Raw genomic sequence first — 22,172 nt, 5'->3', positions numbered from 1 at the left:
TACGCTTGGCCGAAAGGAGCCCCCATGTACTGGACCGAATTCTTGACCGTTGCCCTGATCCATCTGTTGGCCGTTGCCAGCCCCGGTCCTGATTTCGCCGTGGTGGTGCGCGAAAGCGTGACCCATGGTCGACGCGCCGGGACCTGGACCGCGTTGGGCGTGGGCACGGCGATTTTCCTGCACGTGGGTTATTCGCTGCTGGGGATCGGCCTGATCGTTTCTCAATCGATCGTGCTGTTCAACGCCTTGAAATGGGCAGCCGCCGCGTACCTGCTGTACATCGGCTTCAAGGCCCTGCGCGCGCAACCGGCGAAAACCGTGAGCGATGATCTGCACAAAGAGGCCGGCGAGCGCACCGCCCGTGGCGCGTTCACTTCGGGTTTCGTGACCAACGGCCTGAACCCGAAAGCCACGCTGTTCTTCCTGTCGCTGTTCACCGTGGTGATCAACCCGCACACCCCGCTGACAGTCCAGGCCGGTTACGGCATTTATCTCGCCGTTGCGACCGCCACCTGGTTCTGCCTGGTGGCCATGCTGTTCAGCCAGCAACGCGTGCGCGCCGGTTTCGCCCGCATGGGCCACTGGTTCGACCGCACCATGGGCGCGGTGCTGATCGCCATCGGCGTGAAACTCGCGTTCACCGAGATGCATTGATCCTTCTGGGCTGTCATCTGTTTCGGCAAATGCTGGCGCAAAGCTAGCATTTGTACGGCTCTGCAAATCATTCCTTTGGCTGATTTGGCTGACGTATAACGGTTCTAGAGTACGAAACTCCAAAGCCAACACCGTGCAGTCAGAAAAGGGATTCTTATGTTGCAGACTCGCGTCATTCCGCCCGCCGAAGGGGCGTACCAGTATCCACTGCTGATCAAACGGCTGCTGATGTCGGGTGCCCGTTACGAGAAAACCCGCGAGATCATCTACCGTGACCAGCTGCGCTACAGCTACCCGACCCTGATCGAGCGGGTCGCGCGGCTGGCCAACGTACTGACGGCGGCCGGGGTCAAGGCCGGTGACACCGTGGCGGTGATGGACTGGGACAGCCATCGCTACCTGGAGTGCATGTTTGCGATTCCGATGATCGGCGCGGTGATCCACACCATCAACGTGCGCCTGTCGCCGGAACAGATCCTCTACACCATGAACCACGCCGAGGACCACTTCGTGCTGGTCAACAGCGAGTTCGTCGGGCTGTACCAGGCTATTGCGCCACACCTGACCACGGTGGAGAAAACCCTGCTGCTGACCGATCTGCCGGAAAAAACCGCCGATCTGCCGAATCTGGTCGGCGAGTACGAGCAACTGCTGGCGGCCGCGAGTCCGCAGTACGACTTCCAGGATTTTGACGAAAACTCGGTCGCCACCACGTTCTACACCACGGGCACCACCGGCAATCCGAAGGGCGTGTATTTCACCCATCGGCAACTGGTGCTGCACACCATGGGTGTGTCGACCATCATGGGCGCCATCGACAGCGTGCGGCTGCTGGGCACCAACGACGTGTACATGCCGATCACCCCGATGTTCCACGTGCATGCCTGGGGTCTGCCGTATGTGGCGACCATGCTCGGGCTCAAGCAGGTTTATCCGGGGCGTTACGACCCGGAATTCCTGGTCGAGTTGTGGCGCAAGGAAAAGGTCACGTTTTCCCACTGTGTGCCGACCATCCTGCAGATGGTGCTCAATGCCAAGGGCGCGCAGGGCACCGATTTCGGCGGCTGGAAAATCGTCATCGGCGGCAGTGCGCTGAACCGCACGCTGTATGAAACGGCCAAGAGCAAAGGCATTCAGCTGACGGCTGCTTACGGCATGTCGGAAACCGGGCCTCTGGTTTCATGCGCGCATCTGAACGATGAGTTGATGGCGGGCACCGAAGACGAGCGCACCACCTATCGGATCAAGGCCGGCGTGCCGGGGCCATTGGTCGAAGCGGCGATCGTCGATACCGAAGGCAATTTTCTTCCGGCCGACGGCGAGACCCAGGGCGAACTGGTGCTGCGCGCACCGTGGCTGACCGAAGGCTATTTCAACGAACCGCAGAAGGGCGCCGAGCTGTGGGCCGGCGGCTGGCTGCACACCGGCGACGTGGCGACGCTCGACGCCATGGGTGTGATCGACATCCGCGACCGGATCAAGGACGTGATCAAGACCGGCGGCGAATGGATCTCCTCGCTGGACCTCGAAGACCTGATCAGTCGTCACGTCGCGGTACGTGAAGTAGCAGTGGTGGGCATCGCCGATCCGCAGTGGGGCGAGCGTCCGTTTGCCTTGCTGGTGGTCCGCGAAGGGCATGCCATCGGGGCACGCGAGCTCAAGGAACACCTCAAGCCGTTCGTTGAACTGGGGCACTTGAGCAAGTGGGCGATACCAAGCCAGATCGCCCTTGTTACTGAAATTCCCAAGACCAGTGTCGGCAAGCTCGACAAGAAGCGCATCCGCCTCGACATCACTGAATGGCAGGCCAACAACAGCACCTTCCTCTCGACGCTTTGAGCGTCCGCTGGCGCGCCGAAAACGGCGCGCCAGACCCACCAAGCAAGCGCTTGGCTTGTGAAATTCGAATTTTCAGCCATCCTTGCCGTGCCGACATGTGTCGGACTGGCGAAAGGACTGTTCCAGAGTGGCCGGCAGCTGCAAATCACACTTTAGAGGGATCAAGCAGTACCACCTGCTGGCTATAGTCCGCTCAAGGATTTTTAAGAACGGGGCACACGCACAAACGGGGCGATGCAACATTGAAGCGATTTCGGGAAGCCGCTGGCACCCGGTCCTTCAGGCGTTTTTAAAAGTACTCACTGCCATAACAATAATGCACATGGAGTAGCGTCGATGACCTCAGTAAACCAGTTCTGGCGCCGGGCAAAGCTGCCTCTGGCCGTCAGTCTTGCTTCTTCGCTCGCCGGGCCCGCATTCGGCGTCAGTTTCAACGTCGGTGAAATCGAAGGCCAGTTCGACTCCTCCCTGTCGATCGGTGCCAGCTGGTCCACCCAGAGCCCGAACAAGAACCTCATCGGCGTCAACAACGGCGGTCACGGTCTGTCCCAGACTTCCGACGACGGCCATGCCAACTTCAAGAGCGGCGAAACCTTCTCGAAGATCTTCAAGGGCATTCATGACCTCGAACTGAAATACGGCGACACCGGCGTGTTCGTCCGTGGCAAGTACTGGTACGACTTCGAACTGAAAGACGAGAGCCGCGAGTTCAAGGACATCAGCGACAGCAACCGCAAGGAAGGCGCCAAGTCCGCCGGCGGTCAGATCCTCGACGCCTTCGTCTACCACAACTACGCGATCGCCGATCAGCCGGGCTCCGTGCGTCTGGGCAAACAGGTGGTGAGCTGGGGTGAAAGTACCTTCATCGGCGGCGGCATCAACTCGATCAACCCGATCGACGTTTCCGCGTTCCGTCGTCCGGGCGCCGAGATCAAGGAAGGCCTGATCCCGGTCAACATGTTCTACGTGTCCCAGAGCCTGACCGACAACCTGTCGGCCGAAGCCTTCTATCAGCTGGAGTGGGACCAGACCGTCGTCGACAACTGCGGCACGTTCTTCTCCCAGCCGGACATCATTGCCGACGGTTGCACCGACAACCTGCGCGTACTGAACAAGCGCTCGCAGATCCCGGCCATTGCCCTGGGGCCATTGGCGGCCAACGGCGTCAACGTCAATGAAGAAGGTGTGCTGGTGCCGCGCGGCGCCGATCGCGATGCGCGGGACAGCGGCCAGTGGGGCGTGTCCCTCAAGTACATGTTCGAACCGCTGGACACCGAATTCGGTGCCTACTTCATGAATTACCACAGTCGTGCGCCGATCTTCAGTGCCACCGGCGCGCCGCAATCGGTCTACAACGGCGTAGCTGCATTGCCAGGTCCGTTTCAGGCGCTCGGGCCTCTGTTGGTTGCCGGCAATTCGAAGTACTTCGTCGAATACCCTGAAGACATCCGCCTCTACGGTCTGAGCTTCTCCACCACCTTGCCTACCGGTACGGCGTGGAGCGGTGAGATCAGCTATCGCCCGAATGCACCGGTGCAACTGAACTCCACCGACATCCTGTTCGCCGGTGTGCGTCCACTGGGTGGCCCTTACGCCAACGCATCGCTGCTCAATGGCGTGCCGGGCCAGGATCTGCATGGCTACGAGCGCAAGGAAATCACTCAACTGCAAACCACCTTCACGCACTTCTTCGATCAGGTCATGGGCGCCAGCCGTCTGACCCTCGTGGGTGAAGTGGGCATGACTTATGTGGGCGGCCTCGAAAGCCGATCCGACAAGCGCTATGGCCGCGATCCGGTCTATGGCCCGGGCGAGCTGCCAGCCACCGGTACCACCAACACCTGCGTCAACATCCTCAACAACGGCACCATCAACGGCGCCGGACCAGGTTCGCCGCAGAACAACCGCAGCCGCAATTGCGACAACGACGGTTTCACCACGTCGATGTCCTGGGGCTACCGCGGCCGTGCAATCTGGGAATACAACGATGTCTTCGCCGGCGTGAACCTCAAGCCGAACGTGGCCTGGTCCCACGACGTCAGCGGCTACTCGCCGGGCCCTGGCGGCAACTTCGAGGAAGGTCGCAAGGCCGTCAGCCTGGGCGTCGACGCCGAGTACCAGAACACCTACACCGCGAGCCTGGCGTACACCAACTTCTTCGACGGCAAGTACACCACCGTGGATGACCGCGATTTTGTGGCGCTCAGCCTCGGCGTGAACTTCTAAGCACTGCATTTCAGGACGAACGAATTTATGAAAATAACAAAGAGTCTGTTCCACGCCGGTGTTCTGGGCCTGTCGCTGCTGGCGACCGGTGTCATGGCGGCGGTGCCTGCCGCCGAAGCGGACAAGCTGGGCAAGAGCCTGACCCCGATGGGCGCCGAAATGGCCGGCAACGCCGACGGCTCGATCCCGGCCTGGAAACCGATGCCGAAAAATGCCGGCACCGTTGACAGCAAAGGTTTCCTGTCCGATCCGTACGCCAGTGAGAAACCGCTGTTCACCATCACCAAGCAGAACGTCGATCAGTACAAGGCCAAGCTCGCGCCGGGCCAGTACGCGATGTTCCAGCGCTATCCTGACACCTTCAAGATGCCGGTCTATCCGTCCCATCGCGGTGCCACCGTGCCGGATGCGGTGTTCGCAGCCATCAAGAAGAACGCCACCACCACGACCCTGGTGTCGGGCGGCAACGGCCTGGAAAACTTCGATACCGCCGTGCCATTCCCGATTCCGAAAACCGGTGTGGAAGTGATCTGGAACCACATCACCCGCTATCGCGGCGGCAGCGTGACCCGTCTGGTGACCCAGGCCACGCCGCAACCGAACGGCTCGTTCAGCCTGGTGTACTTCCAGGACCAGTTCGTGTTCCGCGACAAGATGAAGGACTACGATCCGGCGAACCCTGGCAATATCCTGTTCTACTTCAAGCAGAAAGTGACCGCGCCGGCACGTCTGGCTGGTGGCGTGCTGCTGGTGCACGAAACTCTCGACCAGGTGAAGGAGCCACGTTCGGCGTGGGTCTACAACGCCGGTCAGCGCCGCGTGCGCCGTGCGCCACAAGTGTCCTATGACGGCCCGGGTACTGCGGCGGACGGCCTGCGTACTTCCGACAACCTGGACATGTTCAACGGTGCGCCGGACCGCTACGACTGGAAACTGGTCGGCAAGCAGGAGATGTACATCGCCTCCGACAGCTACAAGCTCGACGATCCGAAGCTCAAGTACTCCGACATCATCAAGGCCGGGCACATCAACCAGGATCTGGCGCGCTATGAACTGCGTCGTGTATGGCACGTGACCGCGACCCTGAAGGAAGGTCAGCGCCACATCTACGCCAAGCGTGACTTCTTCATCGACGAAGACACCTGGCAAGCGGCGGTGATCGATCACTACGACGGTCGCAACCAACTGTGGCGCGTGGCGGAAGCCCACTCCCAGGACTACTACAACGTGCAGGTGCCTTGGTACACCCTGGAAACCCTCTACGACCTGCAATCCGGTCGTTACCTGGCACTGGGCATGAAGAACGAAGAGAAGAGCGCGTACGACTTCGGTTTCACCGCCACCACCAGCGACTTCACCCCGGCCGCCCTGCGTCAGGATGGTGTTCGCTAAGCGCCTGTAAATCGAGGCCGCATCCTCGTGAAAACGCCCCGACAGGTTCGGGGCGTTTTTTTTGCTTGCAGTTTTTCCGTAGGCTTTTTGTAGCCATTTGTAGCAACGACCTTCATAACCGCTCCGTTTAAGGCTAGTCTGCGGGCATCTGCTACGCCGCCAACAGCCATACGAACAAGAGCCGGCCATGACTGATCTGTCCCCACTTCCGGGTCCCGCAAGCGTTGCCGTCGCGGCACTGGACGGACGTTTTTTCCGTCCTCCGCTGCCTGATGGGTACGTATTGCGACCACGACTTTGCGAGCGCCTGCAAGCCGGTCTCGGTGGACGTCTGTTGCTGGTCAGCGCCCCGGCCGGGTTTGGCAAAAGCTCGCTGGCCGTGGAGTTCTGTCAGAGTCTGCCGGCGCACTGGCAAAGTTTGTGGCTGGGGCTGAGCGCCCGCGACAGTGACCCGGGACGCTTCCTCGAACGCTTGCTCGAGGGCCTGCAGGACTACTTTCCCGAACTCGGCAGCGGCGCACTCGGTTTGTTGAAAATGCGCCAGCGTCACCAGCCGTTCGCCTTCGAAGAATGGCTCGACGGCTTGCTCGATGAGCTGGCTCTGCACCTGCTACCGACTTCGCCGCTGCTGCTGGTACTCGACGATTACCACCTCGCCCAAGGGCCGGTGCTCGATCGTTGCCTGCAATTTTTCCTCAACCATTTGCCTGATGGTCTACTGGTCATGGTCACCAGCCGTCAGCGCCCGGACTGGCACCTGGCCCGTCTGCGCCTGTCCCGGCAGTTGCTGGAACTGCACGAGCAGGATCTGCGCCTGACCCACGACGAAGCCCTGGCACTGCTCGATCGTCACAGCAGCTCACTGCGTGGCGAGGCGCTGGAAAACCTGATCCAGCGTAGCGAAGGCTGGGTGGCCGGGTTGCGATTCTGGCTGCTGGCGATTTCTGAAGCCGGCACCGAATCGGCCTTGCCTCAAGCGTTGAACGGCGGGGAAGGGCTGATTCGCGAATACCTGCTGGAGGAAGTCATCGATTGTCTGCCCGCCGAAGTGCAGGCGTTCCTCTATGACACCGCACCGCAAGAGCGTTTTTGCAGCGAACTGTGCGACGCCGTGCGCGAAGCACACGACAGCGCCGAGATTCTGCGTTTCCTGTTGGCCCATCAGGTCTTTCTGGTGCCGCTGGACGAGCACGGTCACTGGTATCGCTATCACCATTTATTCTCTGATTTGTTGCGCAGCCGGCCGATTGCTGAGGCGATGGTGCCAACTGCAACGCTGCATCTGCGTGCTTGTCGCTGGTTCAACGCGCAAGGGTTACTGGACGAGGCGGTTGAACAGGCGTTGCGCGCCGGTCATCTCGACGTCGCCGCAAACCTGGTACAGAACCTTTCCGAGGAGCAACTGCTGGCCGAGCAAAACGTCGGCATGCTGCTGCGCTGGAAAATGGACTTGCCCGACAGCCTGCTGATCAGCACGCCACGCTTGATCGTGTTGTACAGCTGGGCGCTCGGGCTGGCCTGTCAGCTCGATGCCGCCGAAGAATTGTCCAGCCATTTGAGCCGTTTCCTGCCGGCACCTTCCGCTACCGCGCAGAAGTCGATGCTCGCGCAATGGCTGGCGCTGAGCGGGATCATCGCTCGCGGGCGTGGGCATCGGGAGTTGACGATCAGATACTGCAGCGAAGCCCTGGAAAGTCTGCCGGCCAAGCGCTATGGCCAGCGGCTGATGTGTCTATCGACCTTGTCCAATCTGGCCATTGCCGACGGTGACCTATGGCGCGCCCGCGGCCTTAACCGAGAGTCGCTGGAGTTGGCGCAGCGCGTTGGCAACCCGTTCTTCGAAGCGTTGGCGCACTACGATCGTGCGCGGGTGTTGCAGGCCCGCGGTGAAATTCTGCGCGCACTCGATGAAGTCCATCAGGGCTTGCAGCGGTTGCGCGGCCTGTCGCCACAGCGCCTGTATGCGGTGCGTGCACGGCTGACCCTGTACGAGGGTTTTCTGTTGGCGATGCGCTTGCAGCCTCAGGCCGCACGCGTGCGCTTGTTGGCCGGAATCGGCGAGGCACGGGCCTGTCGCGACATCAGCGTATTGATCGGCCATTGCGTCATCGCGCGTCTGGATGGCAGCAGCGGCGAGTTCGCCAAGGCCTTCGCCGAACTCGCCGAAGCCGAACGCCTGATGCACATCTGGGACGTGCCGCCGATCTACTACCTGGCGATGATCACCCTGGTCAAATGTGAGTTGTGGCTGGCGCAGGGCCGCACCGATCTGGCAGAGGCGTGGCTTGCGCGGTTGGGCCAGACCTACACCGGCGAGCGCGCCGCTGCGCCGCCGGAGTTTCACCCCCAACTGCCATTGCACGTTGAGCTGCAACAAGCGCTGCTCGACATGACCCGCGGCCAGCCGATGCTCGCCGAAGGGCGGTTGGACGTGCTGCACGAAAACGGTGAGCGAACCGGGCGCCAGTTACTCAGCGTGATGGCGTTAACGCAAAAGGTGGCGTTGCTACTGGCGGGCGGGCGCGAGCCGGAAGCACGCAAGACGTTGAGCCAGGCGCTGGAGCTGGCGGCCGGCGGGGTGTTGCAGCCATTCGATGGATTGGCCAGGGAGCACACGGACTGGTTGCGTGGGCAATTGCTGGCGTTCCCCGGACTGGCAGGCCAGCAATTGCTCGAGCATCTACCGCCAGCGCCGCCCCGGCAGATGCCTGAGTCCACGGTCACTGAACAGCTCAGCAGTCGCGAACTGGCCGTACTGCGGTTGATTGCCCAGGGTTGTTCGAATCAGGAAATCAGCGAGCAATTGTTCATTTCGCTGCACACCGTGAAAACCCACGCAAGCCATATCAACAGCAAGCTGGGGGTTGAGCGGCGGACGCAGGCAGTGGCGCGGGCCAAAGAGCTGGGCCTGTTGGCCTAGAAAAAAGTGGACAAAAGAAACACCCCGCGATGGCGGGGTGTTTTCATTTTTCAGCTTCGAATGTTTCAGGCAGCTAAGGGATCAGACGATGACGTCGTTCGCACTGAGCGAGTTGACGCCCACCACTTGCACTTCGAAGTGCCCCCCAGCGTCTGCGCTCAGGTTGCCCGACAGGACGTTATCTGCAAAACGCAGTTGCCCCAGCCCGGTGAATTCACTGGAGCCAATGAACGTCAAGTGTTGATAGCCGAGGGTCATCGGGTCAATGTCGAATTTGGAGAAATCGATTTTGTCCCCTTCCAGTGCGTTGAAATCGGCAATGACGTTCTGCGAGGAGCTTGTTCCGAATTCCTTTCCGAGATTGATCATGTTAGTGATGGCAAAGGTGTCAGCCCCGGTACCGCCCGTCAACGTGCTATGTCCCCACCCACCGTACAGTGTGTCGTTTCCTTCCCCACCGAACAGTTTGTCGGTTCCGCCATTGCCGCCGAGTACGTTGTTGCCGGCGTTACCCGTCAGAATGTTATCGAGGTTGTTGCCCCACATTGTCAGGTTTGCGCTGCCGAGCAGGGTGCCGTCCTCGACGTAATCCGAAAGGTTGTAATCAACCGAAGTGCGGATCAGGTCGTGACCGCCATTCTGGAACTCGAAGATGAGGTCATTGACGTTATCCACAATAAAGATATCGTCGCCGCCCTCGCCAATCATGCGATCAGCGCCGAGACCGCCCGACAGGATGTTGTTGCCATCGTTGCCGTGCAAGACGTTTTCCATGGCATTACCTGTCAGATTCAGGTTGGCACTGCCAATCATCTGACCATCTTCGACGTTGTCCGCCAGTGTGTAGTCGATGCTGGTGTTGACGGTATCAATCCCCTCATCCGCGAGTTCAACGATAACGTCGTTGATGTTATCCACGTTGTAGACGTCATGCCCGGCTCCACCAATCATGATGTCTGCGCCTAGCCCGCCATCGATGTAGTTGGTGGCGGAGTTGCCTGTGATGGTGTTGTCCAGCGCATTGCCGGTGAGTGCACCCCATGTGTCGCCAAACATCGTCAAGTCTTCAACATTGGCGCCGAGGGTGTAGCTGATACTGGTTCTGACCAGATCATGCCCTTCGCCGATCTGCTCGATCACGACATCGTTGATGTTATCCACAACGTAGGTGTCGTTGCCGGCGCCACCGATCATGGTGTCGGCTCCCATGCCGCCGTCGAGAATGTTGTTGCCGATGTTGCCGGTGATACGGTTGTTGACCGCGTTGCCGGTGCCGTTGAGGTTGGTGCTGCCGATCAGGATCAGGTTTTCGACGTTGGCGCCGAGGGTGTAGTCGATGCTCGCGAACACGCGGTCGAGTGCGGCCAGCGAGGCGTCGGTTTCGGTCACCACATCACCGACGTTGTCGACGTAGTAGGTATCAACGCCGTCGCCACCTATCATGGTGTCGGCGCCGAGGCCGCCGTCGAGGGTGTCGTCACCGGCGCCGCCGCTGAGGGTGTTGTTCATGGCGTTGCCGGTGAGCACGTTGTTCAGGCTGTTGCCGGTGCCGTTGATGGCGTTGCCGGTCAGCGCCAGATTTTCCAGGTTGGCGCCCAGTCTCCAGTCAACCGACGCGCGGACGGTGTCGATTTCGTTCGCCAGGGTGCTGGTCTCGGTGATGATGTCGCCAGCGTTGTCGACGACATAAGTGTCGTTGCCCAAGCCGCCAATCAGCGTGTCGATGCCGGCGCCGCCGTCGAGAATGTTGTCACCGGCGTTACCGGTCATACGGTTGCTGACCGCGTTGCCGGTGCCGTTGAGGTTGCCATTGCCGATCAGGATCAGGTTCTCGACGTTGGCGCCGAGGGTGTAGTCGATGGAGGCGAACACGCGGTCGAGCGCGGTCAGCGAGGCATCGGTTTCGATGACCACGTCGCCGACGTTGTCGACGTAGTAGGTGTCGACACCGTCGCCGCCGATCATGGTGTCGGCGCCGAGGCCGCCATCGAGGGTGTTGGCCGCTGCGTTGCCGGTCAGCGTGTTGTTCAGCGCGTTACCGGTGCCGTTGACGGCGTTGCCGGTGAGCACGAGGTTTTCCAGGTTGGCGCCGAGTGTCCAGTCAACCGATGCACGTACGGTGTCGATCTCGTTCGCCAGGGTGCTGGTTTCGGTGACGGTGTCGCCGACGTTGTCGACGATATAGGTGTCATTGCCCAGACCACCGATCAGCGTGTCGGCACCCAGGCCGCCGTCAAGAATGTTATTGCCGTCGTTGCCGGTGATGCGGTTGCTGACCGCGCTGCCGGTGCCGTTGAGGTTGGCCGTGCCGGTCAGGATCAGATTTTCGACGTTGGCGCCGAGGGTGTAGTCGATGGACGCGAACACGCGGTCGAGTGCGGTCAGCGAGGCATCGGTTTCGATCACTACATCGCCGACGTCGTCGACGTAGTAGGTGTCGACGCCATCACCGCCGATCATGGTGTCGGCACCTGCGCCGCCATTGAGGGTGTTGGCCAGGGCGTTGCCGGTGATGCGGTTATCCCGCTCATTGCCGGTGCCGTTGACGGCGCTGCCGATCAGGATCAGGTTCTCGACGTTGGCGCCGAGGGTGTAGTCGATGGAGGCGAACACGCGGTCGAGCGCGGTCAGCGAGGCATCGGTTTCGATGACCACGTCGCCGACGTTGTCGACGTAGTAGGTGTCGACACCGTCGCCGCCGATCATGGTGTCGGCGCCGAGGCCGCCATCGAGGGTGTTGGCCGCTGCGTTGCCGGTCAACGTGTTGTTCAGCGCGTTACCGGTGCCGTTGACGGCGTTGCCGGTGAGCACGAGGTTTTCCAGGTTGGCGCCGAGTGTCCAATCAACCGATGCACGTACGGTGTCGATCTCGTTCGCCAGGGTGCTGGTTTCGGTGACGGTGTCGCCGACGTTGTCGACGATATAGGTGTCATTGCCCAGACCACCGATCAGCGTGTCGGCACCCAGGCCGCCGTCAAGAATGTTATTGCCGTCGTTGCCGGTGATGCGGTTGCTGACCGCGCTGCCGGTGCCGTTGAGGTTGGCCGTGCCGGTCAGGATCAGGTTTTCGACGTTGGCGCCGAGGGTGTAGTCGATGGACGCGAACACGCGGTCGAGTGCGGTCAGCGAGGCATCGGTTTCGATCACTACATCGCCGACGTCGTCGACGTAGTAGGTGTCGACGCCATCACCGCCGATCATGGTGTCGGCACCTGCGCCGCCATTGAGGGTGTTGGCCAAGGCGTTGCCGGTGATGCGGTTATCCCGCTCATTGCCGGTGCCGTTGACGGCGCTGCCGATCAGGATCAGGTTCTCGACGTTGGCGCCGAGGGTGTAGTCGATGGAGGCGAACACTCGGTCGAGCGCGGTCAGCGAGGCATCGGTTTCGATGACCACGTCGCCGACGTTGTCGACGTAGTAGGTGTCGACACCGTCGCCGCCGATCATGGTGTCGGAGCCGAGGCCGCCATCGAGGGTGTTGGCCGCTGCGTTGCCGGTCAGCGTGTTGTTCAGCGCGTTACCGGTGCCGTTGACGGCGTTGCCGGTGAGCACGAGGTTTTCCAGGTTGGCGCCGAGTGTCCAGTCAACCGATGCACGTACGGTGTCGATCTCGTTCGCCAGGGTGCTGGTTTCGGTGACGGTGTCGCCGACGTTGTCGACGATATAGGTGTCATTGCCCAGACCACCGATCAGCGTGTCGGCACCCAGGCCGCCGTCAAGAATGTTATTGCCGTCGTTGCCGGTGATGCGGTTGCTGACCGCGCTGCCGGTGCCGTTGAGATTGGCCGTGCCGGTCAGGATCAGGTTTTCGACGTTGGCGCCGAGGGTGTAGTCGATGGACGCGAACACGCGGTCGAGTGCGGTCAGCGAGGCATCGGTTTCGATCACTACATCGCCGACGTCGTCGACGTAGTAGGTGTCGACGCCATCACCGCCGATCATGGTGTCGGCACCTGCGCCGCCATTGAGGGTGTTGGCCAGGGCGTTGCCGGTGATGCGGTTATCCCGCTCATTGCCGGTGCCGTTGACGGCGCTGCCGATCAGGATCAGGTTCTCGACGTTGGCGCCGAGGGTGTAGTCGATGGAGGCGAACACGCGGTCGAGCGCGGTCAGCGAGGCATCGGTTTCGATGACCACGTCGCCGACGTTGTCGACGTAGTAGGTGTCGACACCGTCGCCGCCGATCATGGTGTCGGCGCCGAGGCCGCCATCGAGGGTGTTGGCCGCTGCGTTGCCGGTCAACGTGTTGTTCAGCGCGTTACCGGTGCCGTTGACGGCGTTGCCGGTGAGCACGAGGTTTTCCAGGTTGGCGCCGAGTGTCCAATCAACCGATGCACGTACGGTGTCGATCTCGTTCGCCAGGGTGCTGGTTTCGGTGACGGTGTCGCCGACGTTGTCGACGATATAGGTGTCATTGCCCAGACCACCGATCAGCGTGTCGGCACCCAGGCCGCCGTCAAGAATGTTATTGCCGTCGTTGCCGGTGATGCGGTTGCTGACCGCGCTGCCGGTGCCGTTGAGGTTGGCCGTGCCGGTCAGGATCAGGTTTTCGACGTTGGCGCCGAGGGTGTAGTCGATGGACGCGAACACGCGGTCGAGTGCGGTCAGCGAGGCATCGGTTTCGATCACTACATCGCCGACGTCGTCGACGTAGTAGGTGTCGACGCCATCACCGCCGATCATGGTGTCGGCACCTGCGCCGCCATTGAGGGTGTTGGCTGCAGCGTTACCGGTCAGCGTGTTGTCCAGCGCGTTACCGGTGCCGTTGATCGCATCGCCGGTAAGCACGAGGTTTTCCAGGTTGGCGCCCAGAGTCCAGTCCACCGACGCGCGCACGGTGTCGATTTCGCTGGCCAGCGTGCTGCTTTCAGTCACCGTGTCGCCGATGTTGTCGACGATATAAGTGTCATTGCCCAAGCCGCCATTCAGGACGTCGGCACCCGCGCCACCATCGAGGATGTTGTTGCCCGAATTACCATTGATGTAGTTAACGCCGCTGTTGCCGGTGCCGTTGAGATTGGCGGTACCGGAAAGCGAGAGGACTTCTATGTTGGCGCTCAAGGTGAAGTCGACCGACGACCAGACACTGTCGATCTCGCCGGCCAGGGTGCTGGTTTCGACGATGGTGTCGCCGACGTTGTCGACGATATAGGTGTCGTTGCCGAGTCCGCCAATCAATGTGTCAGCGCCTGTGCTGCCATCAAGGATGTTATTGCCATCGTTACCGGTGATGCGGTTATTGACCGAGTTGCCGGTACCGTTGAGGTTGCCGGTGCCGGTCAGGATCAGGTTTTCGACGTTGTTGCCGAGGGTGTAATCGATGGACGCGAATACGCGGTCAAGGGCGGTCAGCGAGGCATCGGTTTCGATTACTACATCGCCGACGTTGTCGACGTAGTAGGTGTCGACGCCGTCGCCACCGGACATGGTGTCGGCACCTGCGCCGCCATCAAGCGTGTTGTTCAGTGCGTTACCGGTGAGGATGTCGTTGAACGCAGAACCGATGGCGTTCTCGATCTTGGCCCCGTAGGCAATCGCCAGCCCGTCATTAATCGCGGTCTGGTTGTTGTAATCGATGAACGCCTTGCCGATCTGGCTGTAAGCGCCTTCATTGAGGTTGATACTGACGGCCGCGAGCTGGTTGCTGCCATCGATGGTGTCGTTGCCGCCGCCATCCCAGATGGTCTCGAAAATCGACTGGTTGGCTGCCCACTTGTAAACAGTGTCACCGGCCTGCCACGCCATGTTGGCGCCATACAGGCTCTGGATCGCGATGATGTCCAGCACCATTGGCGTGGTTGGCTGGTAGGAATAATTGCTGTTGTAGCTCATCACCGTGAAGTGAACATCATCGAGCGTCGGGTCGAGCAGGGTCTTGTTGGTCGAGCTGGCGTCGAACGGGTGCTTGAGTCCCAGCGCATGGCCGATTTCATGCACGAACGTCATGTAGTCGTAGGTGCCTTTGCCCGGGTTCGGATCATTGGTCTGCGGACCGATCCAGACATCGCCGGCGACTGGCGTATTGGCCGGGAAGTAAGCCCACGCAGCGGTCTTGTCGTCCATCAAGCGATAGCCGCCAAAACGCATGTCACCGACGTTGAAAAGGGTGTCGGTGGTCAGCGTGAAGTTGAGGTTGGCGACGGCACTCCAGGCGCCCAGCGCGCTGGTGATTGCGGTTTTTTGCCCGGCCGTGAGCTCATACAGTGCGTTGTATTCGTTGTCGGGGCTGTAATCGGTCACGAAATACGAAGTGACCGGTGCCATGAAGCTATAGCTCAGGTTGGTCGGCCCAGTCGGACTCCAGTTGGCTCCCAGCCAATAGGTGCCGGAGATGAGGCTGTCGACGAGGGCATTGCCTGTCAGCGTGGAGGGCAAACTGATCGAATACGTCTTGGGCGTTGGCATAGGATTTCCTGAGAGCTATGCGACCCTTCCTGAATGCGGCCGCTACAAAAAAACGCGATTTTGCACCAGAATTTATACATTTGACATCATAGGGCCACTATTTCTGATTAGTGGCGTCAAATTACTGGCCTGGCACTCTGTATCGGCGCGTGCAGTAGAATCCTGAAAAAATGCTGTCCGCCGTCTGTCGAGGATTTTTCATGTCAGTTGTAACGCCTTCTCTCATCCGCGAAACCTTCCCTGTCGGCCCTTTGCAGTGCAACTGCACCATCATTGGCGACCCGTTGACCAAGAAAGCCATCGTCGTCGACCCCGGCGGCAACCCTGATCTGATCATGGCGCGCCTCGATGCGCTGGGCCTGAAAGTCGTCAGCATCATTCACACCCACGCGCATCTGGATCACTTTCTCGCTTCCGGGCAGATGAAGGAAAAAACCGGCGCGACTCTGCACCTGCACAAGGACGATCAGTTCCTGTGGGACAACCTCGAAATGCAGTGCCAGATGTTCGGTGTGCCCTACACCCCGGTGCCGTCGCCAGATCGCTGGTTGAGCGACGACGAAGAACTGGCCTGCGGTTGCGGCGTGGCACTGCACACGCCGGGGCATACGCCAGGTTCCATGAGCTTCTGGTTTTCCGAGGCTAAGCTGTTGATAGCCGGCGACACGTTGTTTCGTCGCGGAGTAGGGCGCACGGATTTGTGGGGCGGCGATCAGGCGACCATCGTGCGATCGATCAAGCAGCGGCTGTACACCCTGGATGAAGACGCGACTGTTGTGGCCGGGCATGGTCCGGATACGCGTCTGGGGGATGAAATGCGCGAGAATCCATTTGTGCGTGCCTAAACATTTTGTCACGGGTGCCCATTGGAATTTTTGTGCATTGTCATGATCCAACGCCCGCACGGGCCAGTTGCCAATGTCCGCTGCACCACAGAATGCAAAATGTAGGAGCACTCCATGTTCACCACGCGTCGTTTGATTATTGTCGCTACTGCCGTGGCCGTTTTGTCCGGCTGCGCCTCGCCCAACCCGTATGACAATCAGGGTCAGGCCGACGGTGGCTCCCAGGGCATGAGCAAAACCGCCAAATACGGTGGCCTCGGTGCTTTGGCCGGCGCGCTGGCCGGTGCCGCCATCGACCACAACAACCGCGGCAAGGGTGCGCTGATTGGCGCGGCCGTGGTCGGTGCCTCGGCCGCCGGTTACGGCTACTACGCCGACCAGCAGGAGAAAAAACTGCGCGCCAGCATGGCCAACACCGGGGTTGAAGTGCAGCGTCAGGGTGACCAGATCAAGCTGATCATGCCGGGCAACATCACCTTCGCCACCGATTCGGCGAACATCGCTTCCAGCTTCTATCAACCGCTGAACAACCTCGCCAACTCCCTGAAGGAGTTCAACCAGAATCAGATCGAAATCGTCGGCTACACCGACAGCACCGGCAGCCGCCAGCACAACATGGACCTGTCCCAGCGTCGTGCGCAAAGCGTGGCGACCTACCTGACCTCGCAAGGCGTCAGCGGTGCCAACCTGAGCGCCCGCGGTGCCGGTCCGGATAATCCGATCGCCAGCAACGGTGACGTCAATGGCCGGGCGCAGAACCGCCGTGTCGAGGTCAACCTCAAGGCGATCCCGGGCCAGCAGTACGGTGGTCAGCAACAACCGGGCACGGTTCAGCAGTACCCGTAACCGTCAGCTACAAAAAAGCCCCCGGACAAGTGATTGTCCGGGGGCTTTTTGCTGGCGCGAAGGTTGATTACTTCTTCAGGCCGTAATGCTCATCAAGCATGCCCGGCGAGTTCGGGGTCTTCGGCGCGTAGTCACGCGGCGGTTCCTGATCCCGTGGTGGCGTCAGGCGTTCCCGTGGGGCCTGTGCTGCTTCGGAGTGCAGCGAGGCCAGCAGGCGTTGACGAGTCTGCTCATCCAGGGCCAGACGGTTGGCACCCTCGGCGAGGTGATCCTGCACTTCCTGATAGCTCTGGGTCAGTTTCTTGACCAGATTGGCGGTGCTGTTGAAGTGGGTCACCACTTCGTTCTGATAACTGTCGAAACGTTCCTGAATATCGTCCAGTTGACGCTGCGTGCGGCTGGGCGCGGCGTTCGGCGCAACGCGAGCGATCAGGAAACCAATGGCGACACCCACAACCAGGGCAAGAGTCGGTAACAACCAAACTAAGAGCGAGTGTTCCACGAGTCCTTCCTCTATAAACGGCTTTGCTTTACGTTAACGGCTCGAACCTGCGCTGTATACCGCGATTCACTCGCAATAGACTGGCACAGACAATTTGCTAGACGAGTCGACCCGATCCGAGGTCACGGAGTTCCTTCCTTGCTGATGCGTGAAACCCCTGTAGTGATTGATGGCCCGGTGGGTCAACTTGAGAGCCTGTACCTCGACAACGAGCAGCCGCGCGGCATCGCGTTGATCTGCCATCCTAACCCGGTGCAGGGCGGCACCATGCTCAACAAGGTCGTCTCGACCCTGCAGCGCACCGCACGCGACGCCGGCCTGATCACCTTGCGTTTCAACTATCGCGGCGTCGGTGCCAGCGAAGGCTCCCATGACATGGGCACCGGTGAAGTCGATGACGCCCAGGCCGCTGCCGCCTGGTTGCTGGAAAAGCATCCGGATCTGCCGCTGACCCTGTTCGGTTTCTCCTTCGGCGGATTTGTTGCAGCAAGTCTCGGCGGTCGTCTCGAATCCCGGGGCATCGCGCTCAAGCATCTGTTCATGGTCGCGCCGGCGGTGATGCGTCTGGGCGAGCAGGATCAATTGCCGCAGCAGGGTGAGCTGACCGTGATCCAGCCGGAAACCGACGAAGTGATCGATCCGCAGCTGGTCTACGACTGGTCTGAAAAACTCCAGCGCCCCCATGAGCTGCTGAAAGTGGCAGAATGCGGACACTTTTTTCATGGCAAGCTGACCGATCTCAAGGATCTGATCCTGCCGCGTTTCTCGAATTGATTGCAGTCTGACAAGCGATTACCCATGACGAACCGTACCCGCATCCTCACCGGCATCACCACCACCGGCACCCCGCACCTGGGCAACTACGCCGGCGCCATCCGCCCGGCGATTCTCGCCAGCCGCGACAGCCATGCCGATTCGTTCTACTTCCTGGCCGACTATCACGCCCTGATCAAGTGCGATGACCCGCTGCGCATCCAGCGCTCGCGTCTGGAAATCGCCGCGACCTGGCTGGCCGGTGGCCTGGATGTGGATCGCGTGACCTTCTATCGTCAGTCCGACATCCCGGAAATCCCCGAGCTGACCTGGCTGCTGACCTGCGTCGCCGCCAAGGGCCTGCTCAACCGCGCCCATGCTTACAAGGCTTCGGTGGACAAGAACGTCGAGACCGGCGAAGACCCGGATGCCGGCATCACGATGGGTTTGTACAGCTATCCGGTGCTGATGGCGGCGGACATTCTGATGTTCAACGCGCACAAGGTGCCGGTCGGTCGCGATCAGATCCAGCACGTGGAAATGGCCCGTGATATCGGCCAGCGTTTCAACCACCTGTTTGGCCAGGGCAAGGAATTCTTCACCATGCCTGAAGCGCTGATCGAGGAAAGCGTGGCCACGTTGCCGGGCCTGGACGGTCGCAAGATGTCCAAGAGCTACGACAACACCATCCCGCTGTTCTCCAGCGCCAAGGAAATGAAGGACGCGATCTCGCGCATCGTTACCGACTCCCGCGCGCCGGGCGAAGCCAAGGATCCGGACAACTCGCACCTGTTCACCCTGTTCCAGGCTTTCTCCACGCCAGCGCAGGCCGACGAGTTCCGCAGCGAGCTGCTGGGCGGTCTGGGTTGGGGCGAGGCGAAGAACCGTCTGTTCCAGTTGCTCGACAACGAGCTGGGCGAATCCCGCGAGCGTTATCACCAGTTGATTGAACGTCCGGCAGATCTGGAGGACATCCTGCAACACGGCGCCCAGAAGGCCCGTGCGGTGGCGACGCCGTTCCTCAACGAGCTGCGCGAAGCGGTCGGCCTGCGTTCCTTCGTCAATCAGGTTCAGGTGGCCGCAACCACCAAGAAGAAAGCTGCGAAAGCCGCACGTTTCGTCAGCTTCCGTGAAGACTACGGCAGCTTCCGTTTCCGTCTGCTGGCGGCTGACGGCGAGCAACTGCTGCTGTCGCGCAACTTCGCCGACGGTAAAACCGCCGGTCAGGTGACCAAGCAGCTGCAATCGGGTCAGGCGCTGGATGTACGTAGCGAAGGCCTGGGCTTCAGTGTCTGGCTGGAAGGCGAGTGCGTCGGCGACAGCCCGGCGTTCGCCGACGTGGCTGCGCGGGATGCAGCTGTCGAGGCCTTGCGGATCGCTCTGACACCGGTTCAGGAATAATCAACGGCTCGGCCCGACCAAGGGCCGATTGCCATTCCCACGGGCCATCGCTACAGTGACGGCCCGTTTTTGTTGCCTTGCTAACGAATTATGACGCCCCTAGAACGATATCAAGCTGATCTGAAACGCCCGGACTTCTTCCATGATGCCGCGCAGGAAACTGCCGTGCGTCATCTGCAACGCCTGTACGACGATCTGATCGCGGCCGAGCAGAACAAGCCGGGTTTGCTGGGCAAGCTGTTTGGCAAAAAGGATCAGACGCCGGTCAAGGGTCTGTATTTCTGGGGCGGCGTGGGTCGCGGCAAGACTTACCTGGTGGACACCTTCTTCGAGGCGCTGCCATTCAAGGAAAAGACCCGTACCCACTTCCACCGCTTCATGAAGCGTGTGCACGAAGAGATGAAAACCCTCGGCGGCGAGAAAAACCCGCTGACCATCATCGCCAAGCGCTTCGCGACTGAATCGCGGGTCATCTGCTTCGATGAATTCTTCGTCTCCGACATCACCGACGCCATGATCCTCGGCACGCTGATGGAAGAGCTGTTCAAGAACGGCGTGACCTTGGTCGCCACCTCGAACATCGTGCCGGACGGCCTGTACAAGGACGGCCTGCAACGCGCGCGCTTCCTGCCGGCCATCGCGCTGATCAAGCAGAACACCGAAATCGTCAACGTCGACAGCGGCGTCGACTACCGTCTGCGTCACCTCGAACAAGCGGAACTGTTCCACTTCCCGCTCAACGAAGCCGCTCATGAAAGCCTGCGCAAGAGCTTCCGCGCGCTGACGCCGGAATGCACGGCGGCGGTGGAAAACGATGTGTTGATCATCGAGAACCGCGAAATCCGGGCCCTGCGCACTTGCGACGACGTGGCCTGGTTCGACTTCCGCGAACTGTGCGACGGCCCGCGCAGCCAGAACGACTACATCGAACTGGGCAAGATCTTCCACGCCGTGCTGCTCAGTGGCGTGGAGCAGATGAGCGTCACCACCGACGACATCGCCCGCCGCTTCATCAACATGGTCGACGAGTTCTACGACCGTAACGTCAAACTGATCATTTCTGCCGAAGTCGAGTTGAAAGACCTGTACACCGGCGGACGCCTGACGTTCGAGTTCCAGCGTACCCTCAGCCGTCTGCTGGAGATGCAATCGCACGAATTCCTGTCCCGGGCACACAAACCTTAAGCGGATTCGGCAAACATAAAGGGCCTGCAGATGCAGGCCCTTTTTTGTGTCTGGTCGAGTCGTCAGGCAGCCTGCTGGAACTGCTGTCGATACTGGTTCGGCGACAGTTCGGTGTGCTGGCGGAACAGCCGTGCGAAGAAGCTCGCATCGTCGTAGCCGACTTCGTAGCTGATGGTCTTGATGCTCTTGCGGCTGCCGGACAACAGCCCTTTGGCGGTCTCGATGCGCAGCCGTTGCAGGTAGTGCAGCGGCTTGTCGCCGGTGGCGGTCTGGAAGCGGCGCATGAAGTTGCGGATGCTCATGCCGTGCTCCCGCGCCACGTCCTCGAAGCGGAACTTGTCGGCGAAATGCTCTTCGAGCCAATGCTGGATCTGCAGGATGATCACGTCCTGGTGCAGCTTCTGACCGCCGAAACCGATGCGTCCCGGGGCGTAGCTGCGCTGCACTTCATAGAGAATGTCGCGAGCTACTGCCTGGGCCACGTTGGCGCCGCAGAAGCGCTCGATCAGGTAAATGTAGAGATCGCAGGCCGAGGTGGTACCGCCGGCGCAATACAGGTTATCGGCGTCGGTCAGGTGCTTGTCCTGATTGAGATAGACCTGCGGGAAGCGCTCGGCGAAGGCGTTGAAGAAACGCCAGTAGGTCGTCGCTTCCTTGCCGTTGAGCAATCCGGCCTCGGCCAGCCAGAACACCCCGGTGGCCTCGCCACAGAGCACGGCGCCCCGGGCATGCTGTTCGCGCAGCCACGGCAGGATCTGTGGATAACGTTGGCACAGCGTATCGAAATCGTCCCAGAAGGCCGGAAGGATGATGACGTCGGCGTTTTCCAGGCCGCCGTCCACCGGCATGATCACGTCACTGAAGCTGTTCACCGGTTTGCCGTCGGGGCTGACCAGGCGGGTTTCGAACGCCGGAGTCAGGCCGTGGCCCAGTTGTTTGCCGTAACGCAGGCTGGCCAGATGGAAGAAATCCTTGGCTTGCATGAGAGTGGAAGCGAAAACCCGGTCGATCGCCAGGATGCTGACGCGCCGCAAGGGCGGGGAGACGTGCTTGGACATAATTCAACTTTTGTTTTTATAAGGGAAAGTGGTCACCAGACGGCTGGATCGTCTTATTTTTTGTCGGATGTGTCCAGTGTCCTGTATCGGAAGTGAGGCTTAGTCTCTGAAGGTCTGATCCGTCCAACAATAAAGAAAAGGTGCCG

At 60.6% G+C, this 22,172-nt stretch carries 13 protein-coding genes; 10 read left to right on the top strand and 3 right to left on the bottom strand.

The window, feature by feature from the left end; all coding sequences use genetic code 11:
* Positions 1–24: 24 nt before the first annotated feature.
* From PDR5_RS23925 to PDR5_RS23905, 5 genes are all read left to right on the top strand, one after another.
* Complete coding sequence (locus PDR5_RS23925; RefSeq protein ID WP_064599339.1) at positions 25–654, top strand: LysE family translocator; 630 nt, start codon at positions 25–27, stop codon at positions 652–654.
* A 156-nt stretch (positions 655–810) separates the two neighbouring features.
* The gene (locus PDR5_RS23920) at positions 811–2,493 is read left to right on the top strand and encodes a fatty acid--CoA ligase (protein WP_064599337.1); all 1,683 of its coding nucleotides are present in this window, start codon (positions 811–813) and stop codon (positions 2,491–2,493) included.
* 336 nt (positions 2,494–2,829) lie between these two features.
* A complete protein-coding gene (locus PDR5_RS23915; RefSeq protein WP_064599335.1) occupies positions 2,830–4,719 on the top strand; it encodes a DUF1302 domain-containing protein in 1,890 nt (629 codons plus the stop codon).
* A gap of 27 nt (positions 4,720–4,746) precedes the next feature.
* Positions 4,747–6,111, top strand: coding sequence for a DUF1329 domain-containing protein (locus PDR5_RS23910; RefSeq protein WP_064599333.1), 1,365 nt, complete (start codon positions 4,747–4,749; stop codon positions 6,109–6,111).
* Positions 6,112–6,298: 187 nt separating this feature from the next.
* Positions 6,299–9,031, top strand: coding sequence for a LuxR C-terminal-related transcriptional regulator (locus PDR5_RS23905; protein ID WP_064599331.1), 2,733 nt, complete (start codon positions 6,299–6,301; stop codon positions 9,029–9,031).
* Between the two features lie 81 nt (positions 9,032–9,112).
* Here PDR5_RS23905 and PDR5_RS23900 read toward each other — a convergent pair whose 3' ends face one another.
* Positions 9,113–15,436, bottom strand: coding sequence for a matrixin family metalloprotease (locus PDR5_RS23900; RefSeq protein ID WP_064599329.1), 6,324 nt, complete (start codon positions 15,434–15,436; stop codon positions 9,113–9,115).
* Between the two features lie 200 nt (positions 15,437–15,636).
* Here PDR5_RS23900 and PDR5_RS23895 point away from each other — a divergent pair, with 200 nt between their 5' ends.
* Together PDR5_RS23895 and PDR5_RS23890 are read left to right on the top strand one after the other, a co-directional pair.
* Positions 15,637–16,281 (top strand): MBL fold metallo-hydrolase, encoded by a 645-nt coding sequence (locus tag PDR5_RS23895; protein WP_064599327.1) that lies wholly within the window; start codon positions 15,637–15,639, stop codon positions 16,279–16,281.
* Between the two features lie 114 nt (positions 16,282–16,395).
* Entirely contained in the window at positions 16,396–17,127 is a 732-nt protein-coding gene (locus PDR5_RS23890) for an OmpA family lipoprotein (RefSeq protein ID WP_007956806.1), read from the top strand.
* A 67-nt stretch (positions 17,128–17,194) separates the two neighbouring features.
* Here PDR5_RS23890 and PDR5_RS23885 read toward each other — a convergent pair whose 3' ends face one another.
* Positions 17,195–17,629 carry a YhcB family protein gene (locus PDR5_RS23885; protein WP_039766275.1) on the bottom strand — a complete coding sequence of 145 codons (435 nt, stop codon included), beginning with the start codon at positions 17,627–17,629 and terminating at the stop codon, positions 17,195–17,197.
* 144 nt (positions 17,630–17,773) lie between these two features.
* On the opposite strand from PDR5_RS23885, the gene PDR5_RS23880 reads away from it, so the two are divergent.
* The 3 genes from PDR5_RS23880 (at position 17,774) to zapE (ending at position 20,968) form a co-directional block, all read left to right on the top strand.
* Complete coding sequence (locus tag PDR5_RS23880) at positions 17,774–18,403, top strand: alpha/beta hydrolase (protein WP_064600947.1); 630 nt, start codon at positions 17,774–17,776, stop codon at positions 18,401–18,403.
* Between the two features lie 24 nt (positions 18,404–18,427).
* On the top strand, positions 18,428–19,783 hold the full coding sequence (locus PDR5_RS23875; protein WP_064599325.1) for a tryptophan--tRNA ligase: 1,356 nt from the start codon (positions 18,428–18,430) through the stop codon (positions 19,781–19,783).
* A 90-nt stretch (positions 19,784–19,873) separates the two neighbouring features.
* Positions 19,874–20,968, top strand: a complete 1,095-nt coding sequence (zapE, locus tag PDR5_RS23870) for a cell division protein ZapE (protein ID WP_064599321.1) — start codon at positions 19,874–19,876, stop codon at positions 20,966–20,968.
* A 62-nt stretch (positions 20,969–21,030) separates the two neighbouring features.
* Here zapE and PDR5_RS23865 read toward each other — a convergent pair whose 3' ends face one another.
* On the bottom strand, positions 21,031–21,927 hold the full coding sequence (locus PDR5_RS23865) for a GlxA family transcriptional regulator (RefSeq protein WP_170844884.1): 897 nt from the start codon (positions 21,925–21,927) through the stop codon (positions 21,031–21,033).
* Between the last annotated feature and the right edge of the window lie 245 nt (positions 21,928–22,172).

This window comes from Pseudomonas sp. DR 5-09, assembly GCF_001655595.1.
Lineage (GTDB): Bacteria > Pseudomonadota > Gammaproteobacteria > Pseudomonadales > Pseudomonadaceae > Aquipseudomonas > Aquipseudomonas pharyngis.
The sequence above is the reverse complement of the archived record's forward strand: the minus strand, read 5'-3'. Positions and strand labels throughout refer to the sequence as shown.